This is a genomic window from Klebsiella sp. Ech2A (genome assembly GCF_030078455.1).
Classification (GTDB): domain Bacteria; phylum Pseudomonadota; class Gammaproteobacteria; order Enterobacterales; family Enterobacteriaceae; genus Klebsiella; species Klebsiella terrigena.
Genome location: NZ_JAQGFU010000026.1, coordinates 1 through 13,967, shown reverse-complemented (window position 1 = coordinate 13,967; position 13,967 = coordinate 1). Strand labels below are relative to the sequence as shown.

The window sequence follows — 13,967 nt, the reverse complement described above, 5'->3', positions numbered from 1 at the left end:
TCGAAGGTTTCCAACTGGGCAAAGGTCTATTATTATCGGCATATTACAGATGAGCCACGTACTGCTCGGGCCCGAAAAGGAATAAAATCACTATGCGCTGTAAAACGCTGACTGCTGCCGCAGCGGTTCTTCTTATGTTGACCGCAGGCTGTTCCACTCTGGAACGAGTGGTTTACCGTCCTGACATCAACCAGGGTAACTATCTGGCACCTAACGATGTAGCAAAAATTCGTGTCGGCATGACGCAACAGCAGGTTGCTTATGCTCTGGGTACCCCAATGATGTCGGATCCGTTTGGCACTAACACCTGGTTCTACGTTTTCCGTCAGCAGCCTGGGCATGAAAAAATTACCCAGCAGACCCTCACTCTGACCTTTAACAGCAGCGGTGTGTTAACCAACATTGATAACAAACCGGCTCTGACCAAAGACTGATGCGCAGACCGCGGCGGTAGTCATACCGCTCCGGAAACGCAAAAAGCGCTCATTGAGCGCTTTTTTTATGCCAACCGACACTACTTCTCGTCGTTCTTTTTTTCTGCCCGCTGGCGCCGAAGCTCTTTCGGATCGGCAATCAGCGGCCGGTAAATCTCCACCCGATCGCCATCATGAACCTCATCGTGCAGCTTAGCCGGGCGGCTATAAATTCCCAGCTTGTTTTTCGCAAGGTCGATATCGTCGCGTAGCGCCAGAAGCCCGCTGGCAATAATCGCCTGTTCGACCGTCGCCCCCTCCTCCAGCTTTACGCTTTGCAAATACTGCTTTTCCGGCAAGGCGTAGGCGACTTCAACGACGATTTTAGCCGACACGATAAACCTCTTTCGCCCGGGTGGTAAACGCCTGCACCATGTTGAGCGCCAGCTCTTTAAAGATGCGGCCAAACGCCATTTCAATCAGCTTATTGGTGAACTCAAAATCGAGGTGGAATTCGATTTTGCACGCATCCGGGCTCAGCGGAATAAACCGCCAGCCGCCAATAAGCGATTTAAACGGGCCATCGACCAGGCTCATCAGGATGCTCTGGTTGCTGGTTAGCGTATTTCGCGTTGTGAAAGTCTTGCTGATGCCTGCTTTGGACACATCAACCGCCGCCATCATCTGCGTCGGTCCGGACTCCAGCACGCGGCTACCGGTGCAGCCTGGCAAAAAATCAGGGTAGGACTTCACATCGTTTACGAGTTGATACATCTGCTCCACGCTGAACGGCACCAGCGCGGTACGGCTAATCTGAGGCATAGCAAGTTCCACATTTAAACACGGCGCAAATAATATCATTTATCTGCTGCTAAAAAAAACGCTGTGCCACAACTCGTGCTAAGATAACGCGTTACACCTCGCAGGATGGATTGAGGTAACTATGTATAAGATAAGCGATGACTTCAGGACACTATGACTAAGAAAAAAGCACACAAACCTGGATCAGCCACCATTGCGCTGAATAAACGCGCCCGTCATGAATACTTTATCGAAGATGAATACGAGGCGGGTCTTGCCCTGCAAGGGTGGGAAGTCAAATCTTTGCGCGCCGGCAAAGCCAACATCGGCGATAGCTACGTGATCCTGAAGGACGGCGAAGCCTATCTGTTTGGTGCCAACTTTACGCCAATGGCCGTGGCTTCGACCCACTACGTCTGCGACCCGACGCGCACCCGTAAGCTGCTGCTGAATCAGCGCGAGCTCGATGCGCTGTACGGCCGTATTAACCGGGAAGGTTATACCGTCGTTGCCCTGTCGCTGTACTGGAAAAACGCCTGGTGCAAAGTCAAAATCGGCGTGGCGAAAGGTAAGAAACAGCACGACAAGCGTACCGATCTGAAAGACCGCGAATGGGCGGTCGATAAAGCGCGCATTATGAAACACGCCGGACGCTAATCTCCTCCTCTAAGGGCCAGCTAAGCTGGCCCTTGTGCTATATCGTTGTTGATGCTGCTTTTTTGCCCAACCAGACGCCATAAACCACCGAACGGGGGCTGGTAAGCCTGTTCATAAATCTGTTATACTTGTTCTAACACATTGGGGCTGATTCTGGATTCGACGGGATTCGCGAAACCCAAGGTGCATGCCGAGGGGCGGTTGGCCTCGTAAAAAGCCGCAAAAAAATAGTCGCAAACGACGAAAACTACGCTTTAGCAGCTTAATAACCTGCTCTGAGCCCTCTCTCCCTAGCTTCCGCTCTTAAGACGGGGATCAAAGAGAGGTCAAACCCAAAAGAGATCGCGTGAATACCCTGCCTGGGGTTGAAGCGTTAAAACTAATCAGGCTAGTCTGGTAGTGGCGTGTCTGTCCGCAGGTGCCAGGCGAATGTAAAGACTGACTAAGCATGTAGTGCCGAGGATGTAGGAATTTCGGACGCGGGTTCAACTCCCGCCAGCTCCACCAAAATTCTCCATCGGTGATTACCAGAGTCATCCGATGAAGTCCTAAGAGCCCGCACGGCGCAAGCCCTGCGGGCTTTTTTGTGCCTTGAATTTGTCCCGCGAAGTCTGATGCCAACTAATTAAATCCGAACCTTTTAGGCACCTTGTTAGGCACCTCATAAAGCTTTATTGTTTTTGAGGTGCCTAAAACTATGGAAACCCGGCAATGGCAAGACAAACCAAACCTCTATCCGTTAAAGAAATCGAATCTGCTAAACCCAAGGAAGCGGACTACGTTCTCTATGATGGCGATGGCCTTGAGCTACTGATCAAATCCAGCGGGAGTAAAATCTGGCAGTTTCGCTACATTCGCCCTGTCACCAAGAAACGTGCGAAAAAGAGCATAGGCCCTTACCCGTCAGTTACGCTTGCCGATGCCAGAAACTACCGGGCAGAGTCTCGCTCTCTCCTGGCGAAACAAATCGATCCACAGGAACATCAGCAAGAACAACTTCGCAGTTCGCTGGAAGCCAAAACCAATACTTTCCAGCTCGTAGCTGAACGTTGGTGGAATGTGAAGAAAGCTAGTGTGACAGAAGACTATACGGAAGATATCTGGCGCTCTCTTGAAAGAGATGTCTTTCCTGCGATTGGCGACGTTAGCGTTACAGATATTAAAGCTCACACACTGGTTCAGGCCGTGCAACCGGTTCAGGCCAGAGGAGCGCTGGAAACCGTTCGTCGCCTTTGCCAACGTATCAATGAGGTCATGATATATGCCCAGAACACAGGTCTGATTGATGCGGTTCCCAGCGTGAATATCGGTAAAGCCTTCAAGAAGCCTCAGAAAAAGAACATGCCCAGCATTCGACCGGATCAGCTACCTCAACTGATGCAGACAATGCGAACAGCCAGCATTAGCCTCTCCACACGCTGCCTGTTCATGTGGCAACTTCTTACTATTACCCGCCCTGCCGAAGCGGCTGAAGCTCGCTGGGAAGAGGTAGACATTGAAGCGCGAGAATGGAAGATTCCTGCAGCACGCATGAAAATGAACCGCGACCATACTGTTCCATTGTCAGATGACGCAATAGCTGTGCTGGAGATGATGGAGCCGTTAAGCGGGGACCGAGAATTTATCTTTCCTAGCCGTATTAAGCCCAACCAGCCAATGAATAGCCAGACCGTTAACGCATCGCTAAAACGTGCAGGTTTTGGTGGTATGCTCGTTTCACACGGTTTGCGTTCTATCGCCAGTACAGCCCTTAACGAACAGGGTTTTCCACCTGACGTTATTGAAGCGGCATTGGCCCACGTGGATAAGAACGAGGTTCGTCGTGCGGATAACCGCAGTGATTATCTTGAGCAGCGACGACCTATGATGCAATGGTGGGCTGATTTTGTAGGAGTGGCTGATAGTGAGGGCATGATAAAAAGTGGTAAAGAAGGACTTCGCCTCGTAGGCTAATACTTTTTGCATCAACGGCAAGCAGGTGTTGACTTCTAGATCCGAATACTCTTTTGAGGACAAATCGGCATGTTTGTTGGATTACAATCTGAATCGAAGTCAGTACAAAAACATGCTTTCATAGCATGATAACTCATAGAAATGTTGTGCATATGATACTAAGGAAAGAACTTAGATGTGGATTAAATATCAAAGCTGCTTACACAGCTTTGATATTCCAAACTTAAAACATGCAAATGCCAACAGCGACAAAAAAGTATTTAAGATTTAAGTAAGCACAATAATAGGGTGAGCACGATCTCGCGGGGAGCCGGGGAAACTTGAGTAACATACTTTGTTACTTCGAGTTGCGCGGTTTATTTGACCGTAAACGCTTTCCTGACTAAAGAATGTAGTACCACCACTGTCTCCGTCAATAAATCCACTATATCCGTTTTGGATAAGATTAGAAACAGTCCCCAATTCCCTATCAACACCGATAAAACACAGTTCAGATATTTCTTCCACTATCTCGTCCGCTGAAGGGCGATCAGCTATATCATACTGAAGGCATTTTTCTACTATAGCTTGGAGTTGTAACGAAAGATTTTTATATTGAGGATTAGCTAACATGAATCCTGGCCAAGGTTCTCTATTTCTGTTCTGAACATTAACAGCGGCTTGGAGATAAACACCGAAGGGAACCTTTCCAGTTAATATTTGGAACATCATTGCTCCCAACGACCAAATATCTACTGACTTACCAGGATTTTCACCAGGTTGTCTAAACATCATCTCAGGGGCCATATAAGGAAGTGCACCCCGGATCGTACCAGAGGTTGAACGTGTTATATCACCTCCACGTGCAGCCTCCTCAAAGACTTCTTCGGTCAAAGTCGCAATACCGAAATCAGTTAGCTTTAACTCATGAAGATTAACATCGGACTCAACAATTATGTTACTCGGTTTTAAATCACGATGTACTACACCAGCATGGTGCGAAGCTGCCACCCCCTTGGAGACATGCAAAAATATTCTTGCTGCCAAATGAGGGTCTATTGCTCCGAAAATATTCAATCGTTTTTCTAGATTATCTCCAGGAACATATTCCTCGATTAGAAATAAAGAACCATTCTCCTCGATGTAATCCAATGTTTTCGCGACATTATGATGATTAACCCGGGCAGAAATTATAGCACTTGTTTTAAACCTTGTATCTGGTTGACCAAGTTGCGGAGTTTTAAGTGCAACGTAAGTTTCAAGTAAAATATCATACGCTAAATATACGTCTTGCATCCCGCCTCGACCAACATGACGTTCGATTCTATAACGTTCTGAAATAACATCGCCTGCATTCATGGCATCACCTCAGGGTTAGAAACATCGAAAGTAACAAATGTTCTTCCGCTACTTGTACCAAATGTAAGAACACAACACCCTGGAACAACATTTCCCACTCGAACCTGAGTATTGTTAATAAAAACGGCACCGATGACTTGAGCAACAATGAACTCAAGCCCATTGTATTCAATTGTAAGACTACCAATAGAGGCATTAAGTATAATTCTTCTATTATTATTGTCTAAGATATGGACTACACCATTCAATACAACAGTTGCGCGATGTTTATCTTTAAGTAGTTGTTTTTCTAATAACTCAGCGACATCTTGCATAGTTGGCCTATCTATTTTATTGGTAGCAACACAACTATGTAGCATTTGTGATACTTCTTGAGGCAAGCTTGCGAATGGAAAAGAAAAATCAGCCAATGATGGTTGAACTGGCGGCCGTTCGGCTAAATTACCGAGTACGTTTTCAGAGAGAAGAGCAAAGCAAGTAACGCCAAAAGCGTAGACGTCTATTGATGAATCAAAAGCGATTGTCTGATCACCCCATAGTTCTGGAGCCATAAAAATTGGTGTTCCAATAATACTCCTTGTTTGCGCATCAGCATGGTTCCTTGAAAGGCCGAAATCAAGGATTTTAACAACACCCTCATTATCTATTTTTATATTACTGGGCTTAATATCGCGATGAATTATACCATGTGCATGTATCTCAGCTAAACCACAAGATATCTGCCATATTAGTTTTAAGTATTCGATATCAGCAGAATAGTTACCAATGATTAAAGTTTCACCATTAATATACTCAAGGATAATAGCCGGATATTCAATACCGACACTATTAATTGTGACAATATCATAAAGCTGAACTACATGTTTAGAACGAACTTTAGTCAATGCTTTTTGTTCATCTAACAGTCGCCGCCCATCTACACCAGGTTGAAGATATTTTAATACAACCTGTCGTTGCAGATGTATATCCTCACAATATAATACTTCTCCCATTCCCCCTCTATCAGACGTGTCAAGAGTTCTATATCTATTCTGTATCAACATCGAATTCTCCTTTCTCTCCTGATTTACCAATTTCGATATCTAGTTGTATTTTTTCAGGCTGACTATCCGCTTTCTTTTTATTGACCGTTCTTTTTTTAGAAGCTCTATCTTTATTAATCTTTTTTTGTTCATTGGTTAATTTTTCAGAGACTTGCTTAGACGATAAAACCCCTTCACCTGTATCAATTGAATTATTTACATTCTGCCCCTGTAAAAAATTAATTCCAACATCCCCCTCCCTCAACCACAGTGTAGTTAAGTCCCCTTGAGCATCCCATATTCTAATACCATTAACTTCATAGTGGGATAAAGATTCCGCTATATTTTTCAAGTTCAATATTGCGGATGTAGCGTTGTCATGACCTCCACACCACTTTGATACATTACATAATCTTTCTGAAATTTGTTTTATATCAGAAGAATTGACAAAAAGCTTATTCAGTGTTTTTTCTTCGATGCCATGAATACCATCAGTTGTAATAGCACAAAACTCACCTGCATCGGTGAGCTCTGCTATTTTAGGTTGCATTGACTCTCCCATCCCAACGAACTGAAGTAATTCTCTCCCACTTCCTCCAACAGCCTCAGCTAATGAATCATCAGTTGTGTGCCGTTGTACTTGAGCATTGGAACTAAAGGTATATATCCGGGTATCACCCACATGCACAAACAAGCGATTTCCTTGAGAATCAAATAAAACTGCGGTTAATGTCGCTCCGCCGCTACCATTATAAATGTCGAAAACTTGTTTATTAGCTAGCTTTATTGCTGCATTTATTCTATCTTTTATTTCGAGAGAACGATATTGGATTAATGCATAGAAAAATCCTGAGAGTGCCAAAGAAGCACAAACCCCTCCGTCACGCATCCCGCCCATCCCATCAACCACTGCTATAGCAAAGAGCGGATTAACTGACTTTTTCCCAGTGTGGAGAGCTGCAACGCGATCTTGATTTTCTTTACGCACCAAGCCAATGTCGCTTGATAAAACAAATGGAATTTCCCAGCATTGATTAAATGCATGTTCAGGTAGTTTCCTAGAAAACCATACCTGGAGACTGTCTTGGAAAGGATGCATTAGCTTCTTTAACTCCTAGTTTTCAGAGGAATGCAAGACCCATATTTTAAGTGACTTGCTACAAAAATGAAATGCTCCGTACTAAATCAATTAAAAAAATGGATTGAAAAATTAATCGTTAGTTAATACGCAACATTAGTGAAGGCAAAATGCAAAATTTTACAAAATACAAACATTTTATATTGCAAAGCATATCAAAATGGTTAAATATACGGTTTAATATGAATTGCAATTGACGTTTAGAGAATCTTGTTTGTAACTACTCTCGCAAAAGCTTCCTTGACATTGGGCCTTTCATTCGACCAGCGCAACACTCGCGCGCGGAGGTCACTATCCTTCAAAGCAATGCATTCCTCATCGATAAAATTTCGTAACGCTTCATCAATGGCGTCAAATGCTTCCTCCTTGAATGACCAGCCTTGCTCTGGTTTTTCCGTAGTCTCCAGGAGCTCGATGACTTTTTGACGGGCAGGTTCAAATTTGCGCCCCCTTGCAAGGCCACCCTTTCTCGCCCTAGACGTTCGTTGTTCACTTTTCTTCTGTTCCGTAAAGCTCAATGCTACGTTATACAGAATCGACAGATCTTTTTTTAACTCAAGATACCCACAAGCTATTGCAAGATATTTACAGGCTTCCCTTACTCTTCCCTGTTTTCTGAAGGTTTGACTAAGAGTATCCAGACCGACGGCGATATCAGTAGTACCAGTCATAGTACCGTCACGATCAGTTTGATGGCATAGTTGTTCAAATTTTTGGATGAGAGCAGTATTGTAATGAGCCTCAACATCGTTCTCTCCAAACTGTCGGAAGAAGTCAGAAGCCCATTTTTGCCCTGATGCAAGCACCGAACCAATCTCAGCCTCCGACAAACCATCCTGCTTATTGGTTTGCTTTAATTTTCTTTCAAAATCGCTGCAGAGACACTGAAAATTCTCTTCATAGTTTATCACCATGCCACTTTCCATCGAATCGTCCCTTCTTCCGAGATCAATGATTTAGCCGCACTATACCATCTGATGCATCAGTATGTTATCGGCCCAGCTCACAGTATCTTGACGTCATAGGGCACAATCAAAGCCGCCATAAGTCAGATCAGATATTCGATACAGCAGCGGATTAAGAGTACTTACTGGTCTTTGCAAGCTGTTAAATTCACCAATGAATTTAAGCAACTGATTTTTTTAGTTATTTAGTGGTTACAGGTGTTGCTTCACCAATTTTCTCAGTCTGCAGCCAATGAAAAAAAGACGCGGCATGCTGATGACTACTACAGGGTCCCCGCCTACTTATCTTCCTTTCCGGGTCAGTCCAGTTTACCGGCACTCTCAGCCATACCGAAGTGCATCCCCGCGAAGTGGTTAAATCAGCCCTCAGGCATAACGCCGCTGCGGTCATTCTGGCCCATAACCATCCTTCTGGTAGGTCAGAAATCAGTCAGCAGGACAAACATATTACCCAGCGAATCATTAAAGCTTTGGCACTGGTGGAAGTGCGCGTGCTGGATCATCTTGTGGTTGGAAACGAAGTGGTATCTTTTGCCGAGCAGGGTTTGATTTAAACGGTGGTATCCATGTCATTCACACCATCTCTTGAATGGGGACTACAAAGCGATATCACCCCGCGCTTTGATGCAAGATTGGTTCAGGAAGATAATCGGCTGCATTACTTGGCTGATAAGGCTGGGTTGACGGGGAGCTTTAGCTCGGAGCAATTACATAAACTGGATCAAGTTTTCCCGCTGTTTAAAATCAACTGGAAGTAATGTTGCATTCCGGTAAGCTTAATCCACGCCAGCAACATTAAGTGACTATTCAGCTTGCGGGTTGAACCTGCATAGCTGATACCCGTAGTAGCTGTGGCTACGTTTCTATTTATCCAATCCAATAACACTACCTTCCATTATCAGGACTAAACTCATGCATATTTCATCTGTACCGGCCACGGTGCCGGTTTCGTCACGCCTGTCGCCCGTGCAGGTCTGGCAGTACCTTTTAACCTATCTGCTGGAGCGCCATTACGGCCTGACGCTTAACGACACACCATTTCATGATGGCGCGGCTATCGCGGAACATATCGAGGCGGGTATCACGCTTGCTGATGCGGTAAATTTCCTAGTGGAACGCTACGAACTATTGCGCACTGACCGTAAGGGATTCAACTGGCAGGAGCAGACGTCATTTTTGACTGCTAGCGATATTCTCAAAGCCAGACGCGCTTATGCTTAAAATGATTCATAATAGTATTAAGCTAGTAGTAAGATTCTCAAACAAAGACCACTAATACAGTTTTATTATTAGTGCTCTATACACATATAGTCTTGGTTACGAATTTGTAGGCTGGGGGTTGACATCCCCAGCAACATTGGCAGTCACATTTCGGCTATAGCCCAACGTAGAATATTTTTTTCAAATTTACTTAATTGCATTTCGTCAATTTTTACAACCAGCTTCCTTAGCTTAGCGAGCACCTCATTTAAGTTATTAGATGGAAGTATCATTCCTTTTATTTTAGTAGATATCTGTATAGGGATACCGTATTCATCCAGAGCAGTAATCAAAGGATCTTGAAACAGGTTTTCAAGTTGTTCTGAGATAAAGGTATAATCTCCAAACTCAAGATTTCGCCTGCCTAAAACATCGGCCTGGATTCTACTGATAGACATAAAATCCCTTGGCAAACGGTAGCTGATAACGTTACGGATTAATTTTAGCCGCAGTCCTATTGCCTCGCTGGGTGTGCGGTTATGCCAATCATCATCAATCGCTTGTTGAAGATATTCAGTGAAGTTCTTCTGTGACCTTAGCGCATTTATATGCCAAGCCAGTTGGAGCCCCGAGAAAATACCGTATTCCATGAGATTGTGAGGAAGATGCTCATAAACGAGACTACAAAGATACTCAAGCTGATTCTGCTCAGGATTACCTTTCCAGCAAAGAAGATGCTTATGTTCATGTTGATCTTCTAAAATCTGTTCTGCGATTTTGACTTGCACCTCTATTGGTACATGGCGGTTTTCGATCAATGTTACAGCCGAAATCTGTGGCGTTGAATAGGCTTGCTCTAACCGTTGACGGGATAGGTCAGATAAAAACTCAGGTTCTAATTTGAGAAGCAAGCCCATAGGTGAATCCTCGTTCTGAGAACCTACAGGATATTCAATGCTTAAGTCTTTCTCTAATGGGGGAGCTTCAAGCATATAAACTTTTCCGATGAAGTAACGGTTCATACGCCCAGCTCGACCAGATATATTTTTGAAGGTAAAGAAATCAAATGGAGTATTGTTGACCCTTCGGTCATAAATGATGACATTTTCAGCAGAAGTATTAACACCCTCAATCATTGTCGAGGTGCAAACGATGAACCGAATAGCCCCTTCGTTGAACAGCTTCACAAAGTACTGCTGAAGTGCTCGTGGAACCCCACCATGGTGAATTCCTACACCTAGCGATATTGCCTTTGATATATTCCAATCAGGGTGATAATGTTTACCAATCCAATCTGCAACATCCTGAGTATTTTCCACACGGGGAAGATTAGCCTCATTAATAAGAAATTGGGCCACTTTATTTGCACTAGCAGGAGATTGGCAATAGATTAGCGTAGGGGAAGATAGTTGCGAACAAAGCTCAAGCAGTTTTCCTTTACGTGCATCTCCTTTCGACGAAAGATTGTAGTGATACACATCAACCGAAACTGTTGAGAAACTTGATGGAATAAAATTATATTCGTAGGCTTCAAGGCCATGAATATCTTGGATATTTGGCCCAAGCAAATAAAATTGCGCACCCTGCTTAGCAAGCCTGTGAAATGCAAGACTTAGGTCAATTGAACGGTTTTTCTCATCTGAATCATTTTCAAGGTCCAGCTTATAGAACTCATCAATAACAAAGAAATCTACATCATCTAAATCGCCACGTTGAAGTACACGCTCTTGTGTCAGCAAGTAGACATTTGCTAAAGAAGGAGTAGCCTCTTGGCTAGGATGGGTGATTATATTGCAATGTGATCTGAATCGTTTAACCATCCTGCGTCGGGTCTCATCTATTAACGCTATGGTAGGCACAACAACTACTATTTTACTGTACTGTTTACTAGCTAAAATCGCATCAATGACTAAGCTTTTACCTACACTAGTGGATGCACTAAGAACAACATTCTTACGTTGCATCAGTAAGTTGTATACATGAGCTTGGAGACGGTGAAATACCATTCCTGGTTCAACATTATCTATTCGATGTATTTCATATGCCAAGCGGTCATGATCCGATACTTCATCAAGATAAGGCTTGATATATGGATATAACCCTACAGAACGAACCATGCTTAATAAGAGTGACTTTTCAACAGTATCAAAAAAATCAATTTTATCCAAAGCTCGTATTACTAAATCACGACCTTCCCATTCGGGAATACCTCTATTGACAATTTTACTTATCGCCACAAGAATTTCAGTTGTGGAGATACCCTTGCTCCCGATCAAATGAATTTTCTTTTTTGTAATTTCGTAATTCATATCAAATTCCAGTCCTACAAAACGAGTTAAATTCGATGACTAATCTCTGGATGTTTTCTATTGGAAGAAGGAAAATAGCTATTTTCACTTGTAAGACTTTTGGGGGTAATCTGCTTTTTAGCTCGCTATAGTGAGCCAAGATCTCATTCTTTAAATGATTAATGTAATCGGAGGCATATCCTCTTCCAAGTACATCACTATCGTAAGCAAGAAGTATAGGGAAACACATAATCTTGAGCATTTCTTGAGCAGGCGAATGCTTACTTAATGCCTTACTGAATTGCTCCGCGGTAGGTAAGTGGTGGTGAGGTTCACGCAGCGTGATTATAATTTCACGCTCGGAACTCAATACAGCTTTAGAAATGGTAGTGTCTAGTACACTACAAATTTCTTTTAGCGTATCGTCCATCTTTCCAGTAGGGATCATTTTAGAAAGGCCAAGCCATAATTCATCGGCTTTACCAGCCTGATGAACAATATGGGCATTACCAAATTCTGATAGTTTCCCTTCCGACTCATAGAAAACCTTACAGGCTATCGGCTCACTGTCTTTTCTGCATCGCAAAATCGTATGCAAAATAAGTTCGGCGATGAGTTTATCACGTGGCATTTTTGCTTGTGTGAAAGTGCTAATTGATTTAGCTAAGATTGTTTTTGCGTGATGTACTTGGAAATTAGCTATCTCACTAGCACGTAAACAGAACTCAGGAAGCCACTCCACTAAGTGTTCAGCTAGTTCCTTACATCTCCATTCACCAAAATCATACTCAACATCAAATCCCGCTAAAGAGCGTAGAAGAGCGGTTTCAGCTACGCTATGAAACTCCACTAAAAAGGGTTCTGGTTTAGATTTATAAGGTTTAGCAGTTATTGAAGAAGAAGCTTCAACCGTATCGAGTAATTTGCTAAAGCACTCAAGGGCTTCTTTTCGCGCTATGATTTTCATCTGACTTTGGGTTTTAACATCAGAGGTCGCAGCGTCATCTGCCCAGTTAAGGAAGTGTTCGTATATTTCTTTCTGCTGCCGATGACTAGGCACTACGCCATATTGCTCTGCTAATTCTGATAACACACGGACGTTCATAGCTTCAAGCCATGCAGTCTCACCACAGACTTGCCAAACAAAGTTTTCAGCCCAATATTTAAAATCTCTCTTTTGAGCTGATATCGTCTTAGGGAATTTTTTAACTAGCTTAACCCCACGTTCCGTACAATCATCAGGAAGCACTCGCTTGCCGATATCAATGAGGAAACATTGCAGTGGTTTTGATATATCTCTCTTAGAGACAATCCGGAAATGAGCGATGCCGAGTCGCGTGTCGCATTTCAGAGATTTTTGAAACAGTGAGCTATCAGGTCTGCCCTTTTCCAAAGCTGTTGCTTCAGTGAGATTCCATTTTGTGTCTCCCTCTGTCGTTTTGACCTGAATATACTCGTAAATGAATTCTGTATTTGGGCGAGAGACCGCAACTATGTCATCTGCTGTCTCACATTCGATCTGCAGATAAGAACTATCTTGGAGCATTTTTAGTATAAAGCTGACGGCAACATGATCCTGATATTTAAAACCTTGCCTAGCCGCAGGGCCACCTTTGTTAGATGGGGTAGAAGTAATTGCCATAACTTCCTTATCTCTAAGCTATGTATACCTTCAGGGATACCTTCGGTTGTGATCTGTTCAACAAATACAACCATATAAAGTAAGAGGTTACCAGATTAGCACACTTTTCCAGCACATATGTAGTCATCACGACAGATTGACCCTTACTGCCATCTACCCATGCAAAAATGGTGAAAAAACTTTTAGGCACCAGTGAAAAGTTGAATTAGCTACAACCCATTTAAATTCAATTAATTAGATAACCAATTCAGACTCCGCCAGCCCACCAAATCGTGATCCGGATACGTCCGGTGAAGTACAGAAAGCCCGCACGGCACAAGCCCTGCGGGCTTTTTTGTGCCTGCAGTTTTCCCCCGAAACCTGAATTCAGCTGATGAACCTCACGCCTTCCAGACCCAACCCCAACGTCTACCCGGCAGCAGAACCCCACCCCGCTCACCGTTCCTTTAAGCAAACGCTTTATCGCCCCGCAACGCGACTCACGCATTTCATTCCCTGGAATCCCACCTGCACCAGCCCCTCAGCCATCCCACCCGCTAAAGGCCCACCG

At 43.8% G+C, this 13,967-nt stretch carries 12 protein-coding genes, 1 other RNA gene and 2 pseudogenes; 7 read left to right on the top strand and 8 right to left on the bottom strand.

Annotation, left to right across the window (positions count from 1 at the left end; genetic code table 11):
• Positions 1-92 precede the first annotated feature (92 nt).
• Complete coding sequence (gene bamE, locus PFH44_RS08075; protein ID WP_041146798.1) at positions 93-434, top strand: outer membrane protein assembly factor BamE; 342 nt, start codon at positions 93-95, stop codon at positions 432-434.
• An 80-nt stretch (positions 435-514) separates the two neighbouring features.
• On the opposite strand, the gene PFH44_RS08070 is transcribed toward bamE, so the two are convergent.
• Together PFH44_RS08070 and PFH44_RS08065 are read right to left on the bottom strand one after the other, a co-directional pair.
• Entirely contained in the window at positions 515-808 is a 294-nt protein-coding gene (locus PFH44_RS08070; protein ID WP_045855709.1) for an RnfH family protein, read from the bottom strand.
• Positions 798-1,235, bottom strand: coding sequence for a type II toxin-antitoxin system RatA family toxin (locus PFH44_RS08065; RefSeq protein ID WP_198389073.1), 438 nt, complete (start codon positions 1,233-1,235; stop codon positions 798-800). The genes PFH44_RS08070 and PFH44_RS08065 overlap by 11 nt, the downstream gene beginning before the upstream one ends.
• A 153-nt stretch (positions 1,236-1,388) precedes the next feature.
• On the opposite strand from PFH44_RS08065, the gene smpB reads away from it, so the two are divergent.
• The 3 genes from smpB to PFH44_RS08050 all read left to right on the top strand — a co-directional run bounded on the left by smpB (position 1,389) and on the right by PFH44_RS08050 (position 3,824).
• Positions 1,389-1,871: an SsrA-binding protein SmpB gene (gene smpB, locus PFH44_RS08060; RefSeq protein WP_045855711.1), complete on the top strand. Its 483-nt coding sequence runs from the start codon at positions 1,389-1,391 to the stop codon at positions 1,869-1,871.
• Positions 1,872-2,014: 143 nt separating this feature from the next.
• Positions 2,015-2,378, top strand: a transfer-messenger RNA (tmRNA) gene (gene ssrA / locus PFH44_RS08055).
• Positions 2,379-2,582: 204 nt separating this feature from the next.
• Positions 2,583-3,824 carry an integrase domain-containing protein gene (locus PFH44_RS08050; RefSeq protein WP_283824763.1) on the top strand — a complete coding sequence of 414 codons (1,242 nt, stop codon included), beginning with the start codon at positions 2,583-2,585 and terminating at the stop codon, positions 3,822-3,824.
• Positions 3,825-4,091: 267 nt separating this feature from the next.
• Here PFH44_RS08050 and PFH44_RS08045 read toward each other — a convergent pair whose 3' ends face one another.
• From PFH44_RS08045 to PFH44_RS08030, 4 genes are all read right to left on the bottom strand, one after another.
• Positions 4,092-5,162 (bottom strand): serine/threonine-protein kinase, encoded by a 1,071-nt coding sequence (locus PFH44_RS08045; RefSeq protein ID WP_283824762.1) that lies wholly within the window; start codon positions 5,160-5,162, stop codon positions 4,092-4,094.
• A complete protein-coding gene (locus PFH44_RS08040) occupies positions 5,159-6,205 on the bottom strand; it encodes a serine/threonine protein kinase (protein WP_283824761.1) in 1,047 nt (348 codons plus the stop codon). The genes PFH44_RS08045 and PFH44_RS08040 overlap by 4 nt, the downstream gene beginning before the upstream one ends.
• Entirely contained in the window at positions 6,189-7,283 is a 1,095-nt protein-coding gene (locus PFH44_RS08035) for a PP2C family protein-serine/threonine phosphatase (protein WP_283824760.1), read from the bottom strand. The genes PFH44_RS08040 and PFH44_RS08035 overlap by 17 nt, the downstream gene beginning before the upstream one ends.
• A 239-nt stretch (positions 7,284-7,522) precedes the next feature.
• Positions 7,523-8,248 carry a hypothetical protein gene (locus tag PFH44_RS08030; protein ID WP_283824759.1) on the bottom strand — a complete coding sequence of 242 codons (726 nt, stop codon included), beginning with the start codon at positions 8,246-8,248 and terminating at the stop codon, positions 7,523-7,525.
• Positions 8,249-8,592: 344 nt separating this feature from the next.
• Between PFH44_RS08030 and PFH44_RS08025 the strand changes: the two are divergent.
• The 3 genes and pseudogenes from PFH44_RS08025 to PFH44_RS08015 form a co-directional block, all read left to right on the top strand.
• Positions 8,593-8,841 (top strand): annotated as a pseudogene (locus tag PFH44_RS08025) (JAB domain-containing protein); the annotation flags it as partial.
• A gap of 12 nt (positions 8,842-8,853) precedes the next feature.
• Positions 8,854-9,107: pseudogene (locus tag PFH44_RS08020) on the top strand (type IV toxin-antitoxin system YeeU family antitoxin); the annotation flags it as partial.
• A 92-nt stretch (positions 9,108-9,199) separates the two neighbouring features.
• Complete coding sequence (locus tag PFH44_RS08015; protein WP_283824758.1) at positions 9,200-9,508, top strand: TA system toxin CbtA family protein; 309 nt, start codon at positions 9,200-9,202, stop codon at positions 9,506-9,508.
• A 143-nt stretch (positions 9,509-9,651) separates the two neighbouring features.
• Here PFH44_RS08015 and PFH44_RS08010 read toward each other — a convergent pair whose 3' ends face one another.
• Both PFH44_RS08010 and PFH44_RS08005 read right to left on the bottom strand, forming a co-directional pair.
• A complete protein-coding gene (locus PFH44_RS08010) occupies positions 9,652-11,796 on the bottom strand; it encodes a DEAD/DEAH box helicase (protein WP_283824757.1) in 2,145 nt (714 codons plus the stop codon).
• A 1-nt stretch (position 11,797) separates the two neighbouring features.
• The gene (locus PFH44_RS08005) at positions 11,798-13,417 is read right to left on the bottom strand and encodes a HamA C-terminal domain-containing protein (RefSeq protein ID WP_283824756.1); all 1,620 of its coding nucleotides are present in this window, start codon (positions 13,415-13,417) and stop codon (positions 11,798-11,800) included.
• Between the last annotated feature and the right edge of the window lie 550 nt (positions 13,418-13,967).

Coding starts and splice junctions, on each gene's coding strand:
- bamE (WP_041146798.1), top strand. CDS start 93: ATGCGCTGTAAAACGCTGACTGCTGCCGCAGCGGTTCTTCTTATGTTG.
- PFH44_RS08065 (WP_198389073.1), bottom strand. CDS start 1,235: ATGCCTCAGATTAGCCGTACCGCGCTGGTGCCGTTCAGCGTGGAGCAG.
- smpB (WP_045855711.1), top strand. CDS start 1,389: ATGACTAAGAAAAAAGCACACAAACCTGGATCAGCCACCATTGCGCTG.
- PFH44_RS08050 (WP_283824763.1), top strand. CDS start 2,583: ATGGCAAGACAAACCAAACCTCTATCCGTTAAAGAAATCGAATCTGCT.
- PFH44_RS08045 (WP_283824762.1), bottom strand. CDS start 5,162: ATGAATGCAGGCGATGTTATTTCAGAACGTTATAGAATCGAACGTCAT.
- PFH44_RS08040 (WP_283824761.1), bottom strand. CDS start 6,205: ATGTTGATACAGAATAGATATAGAACTCTTGACACGTCTGATAGAGGG.
- PFH44_RS08035 (WP_283824760.1), bottom strand. CDS start 7,283: ATGCATCCTTTCCAAGACAGTCTCCAGGTATGGTTTTCTAGGAAACTA.
- PFH44_RS08030 (WP_283824759.1), bottom strand. CDS start 8,248: ATGGAAAGTGGCATGGTGATAAACTATGAAGAGAATTTTCAGTGTCTC.
- PFH44_RS08015 (WP_283824758.1), top strand. CDS start 9,200: ATGCATATTTCATCTGTACCGGCCACGGTGCCGGTTTCGTCACGCCTG.
- PFH44_RS08010 (WP_283824757.1), bottom strand. CDS start 11,796: ATGAATTACGAAATTACAAAAAAGAAAATTCATTTGATCGGGAGCAAG.
- PFH44_RS08005 (WP_283824756.1), bottom strand. CDS start 13,417: ATGGCAATTACTTCTACCCCATCTAACAAAGGTGGCCCTGCGGCTAGG.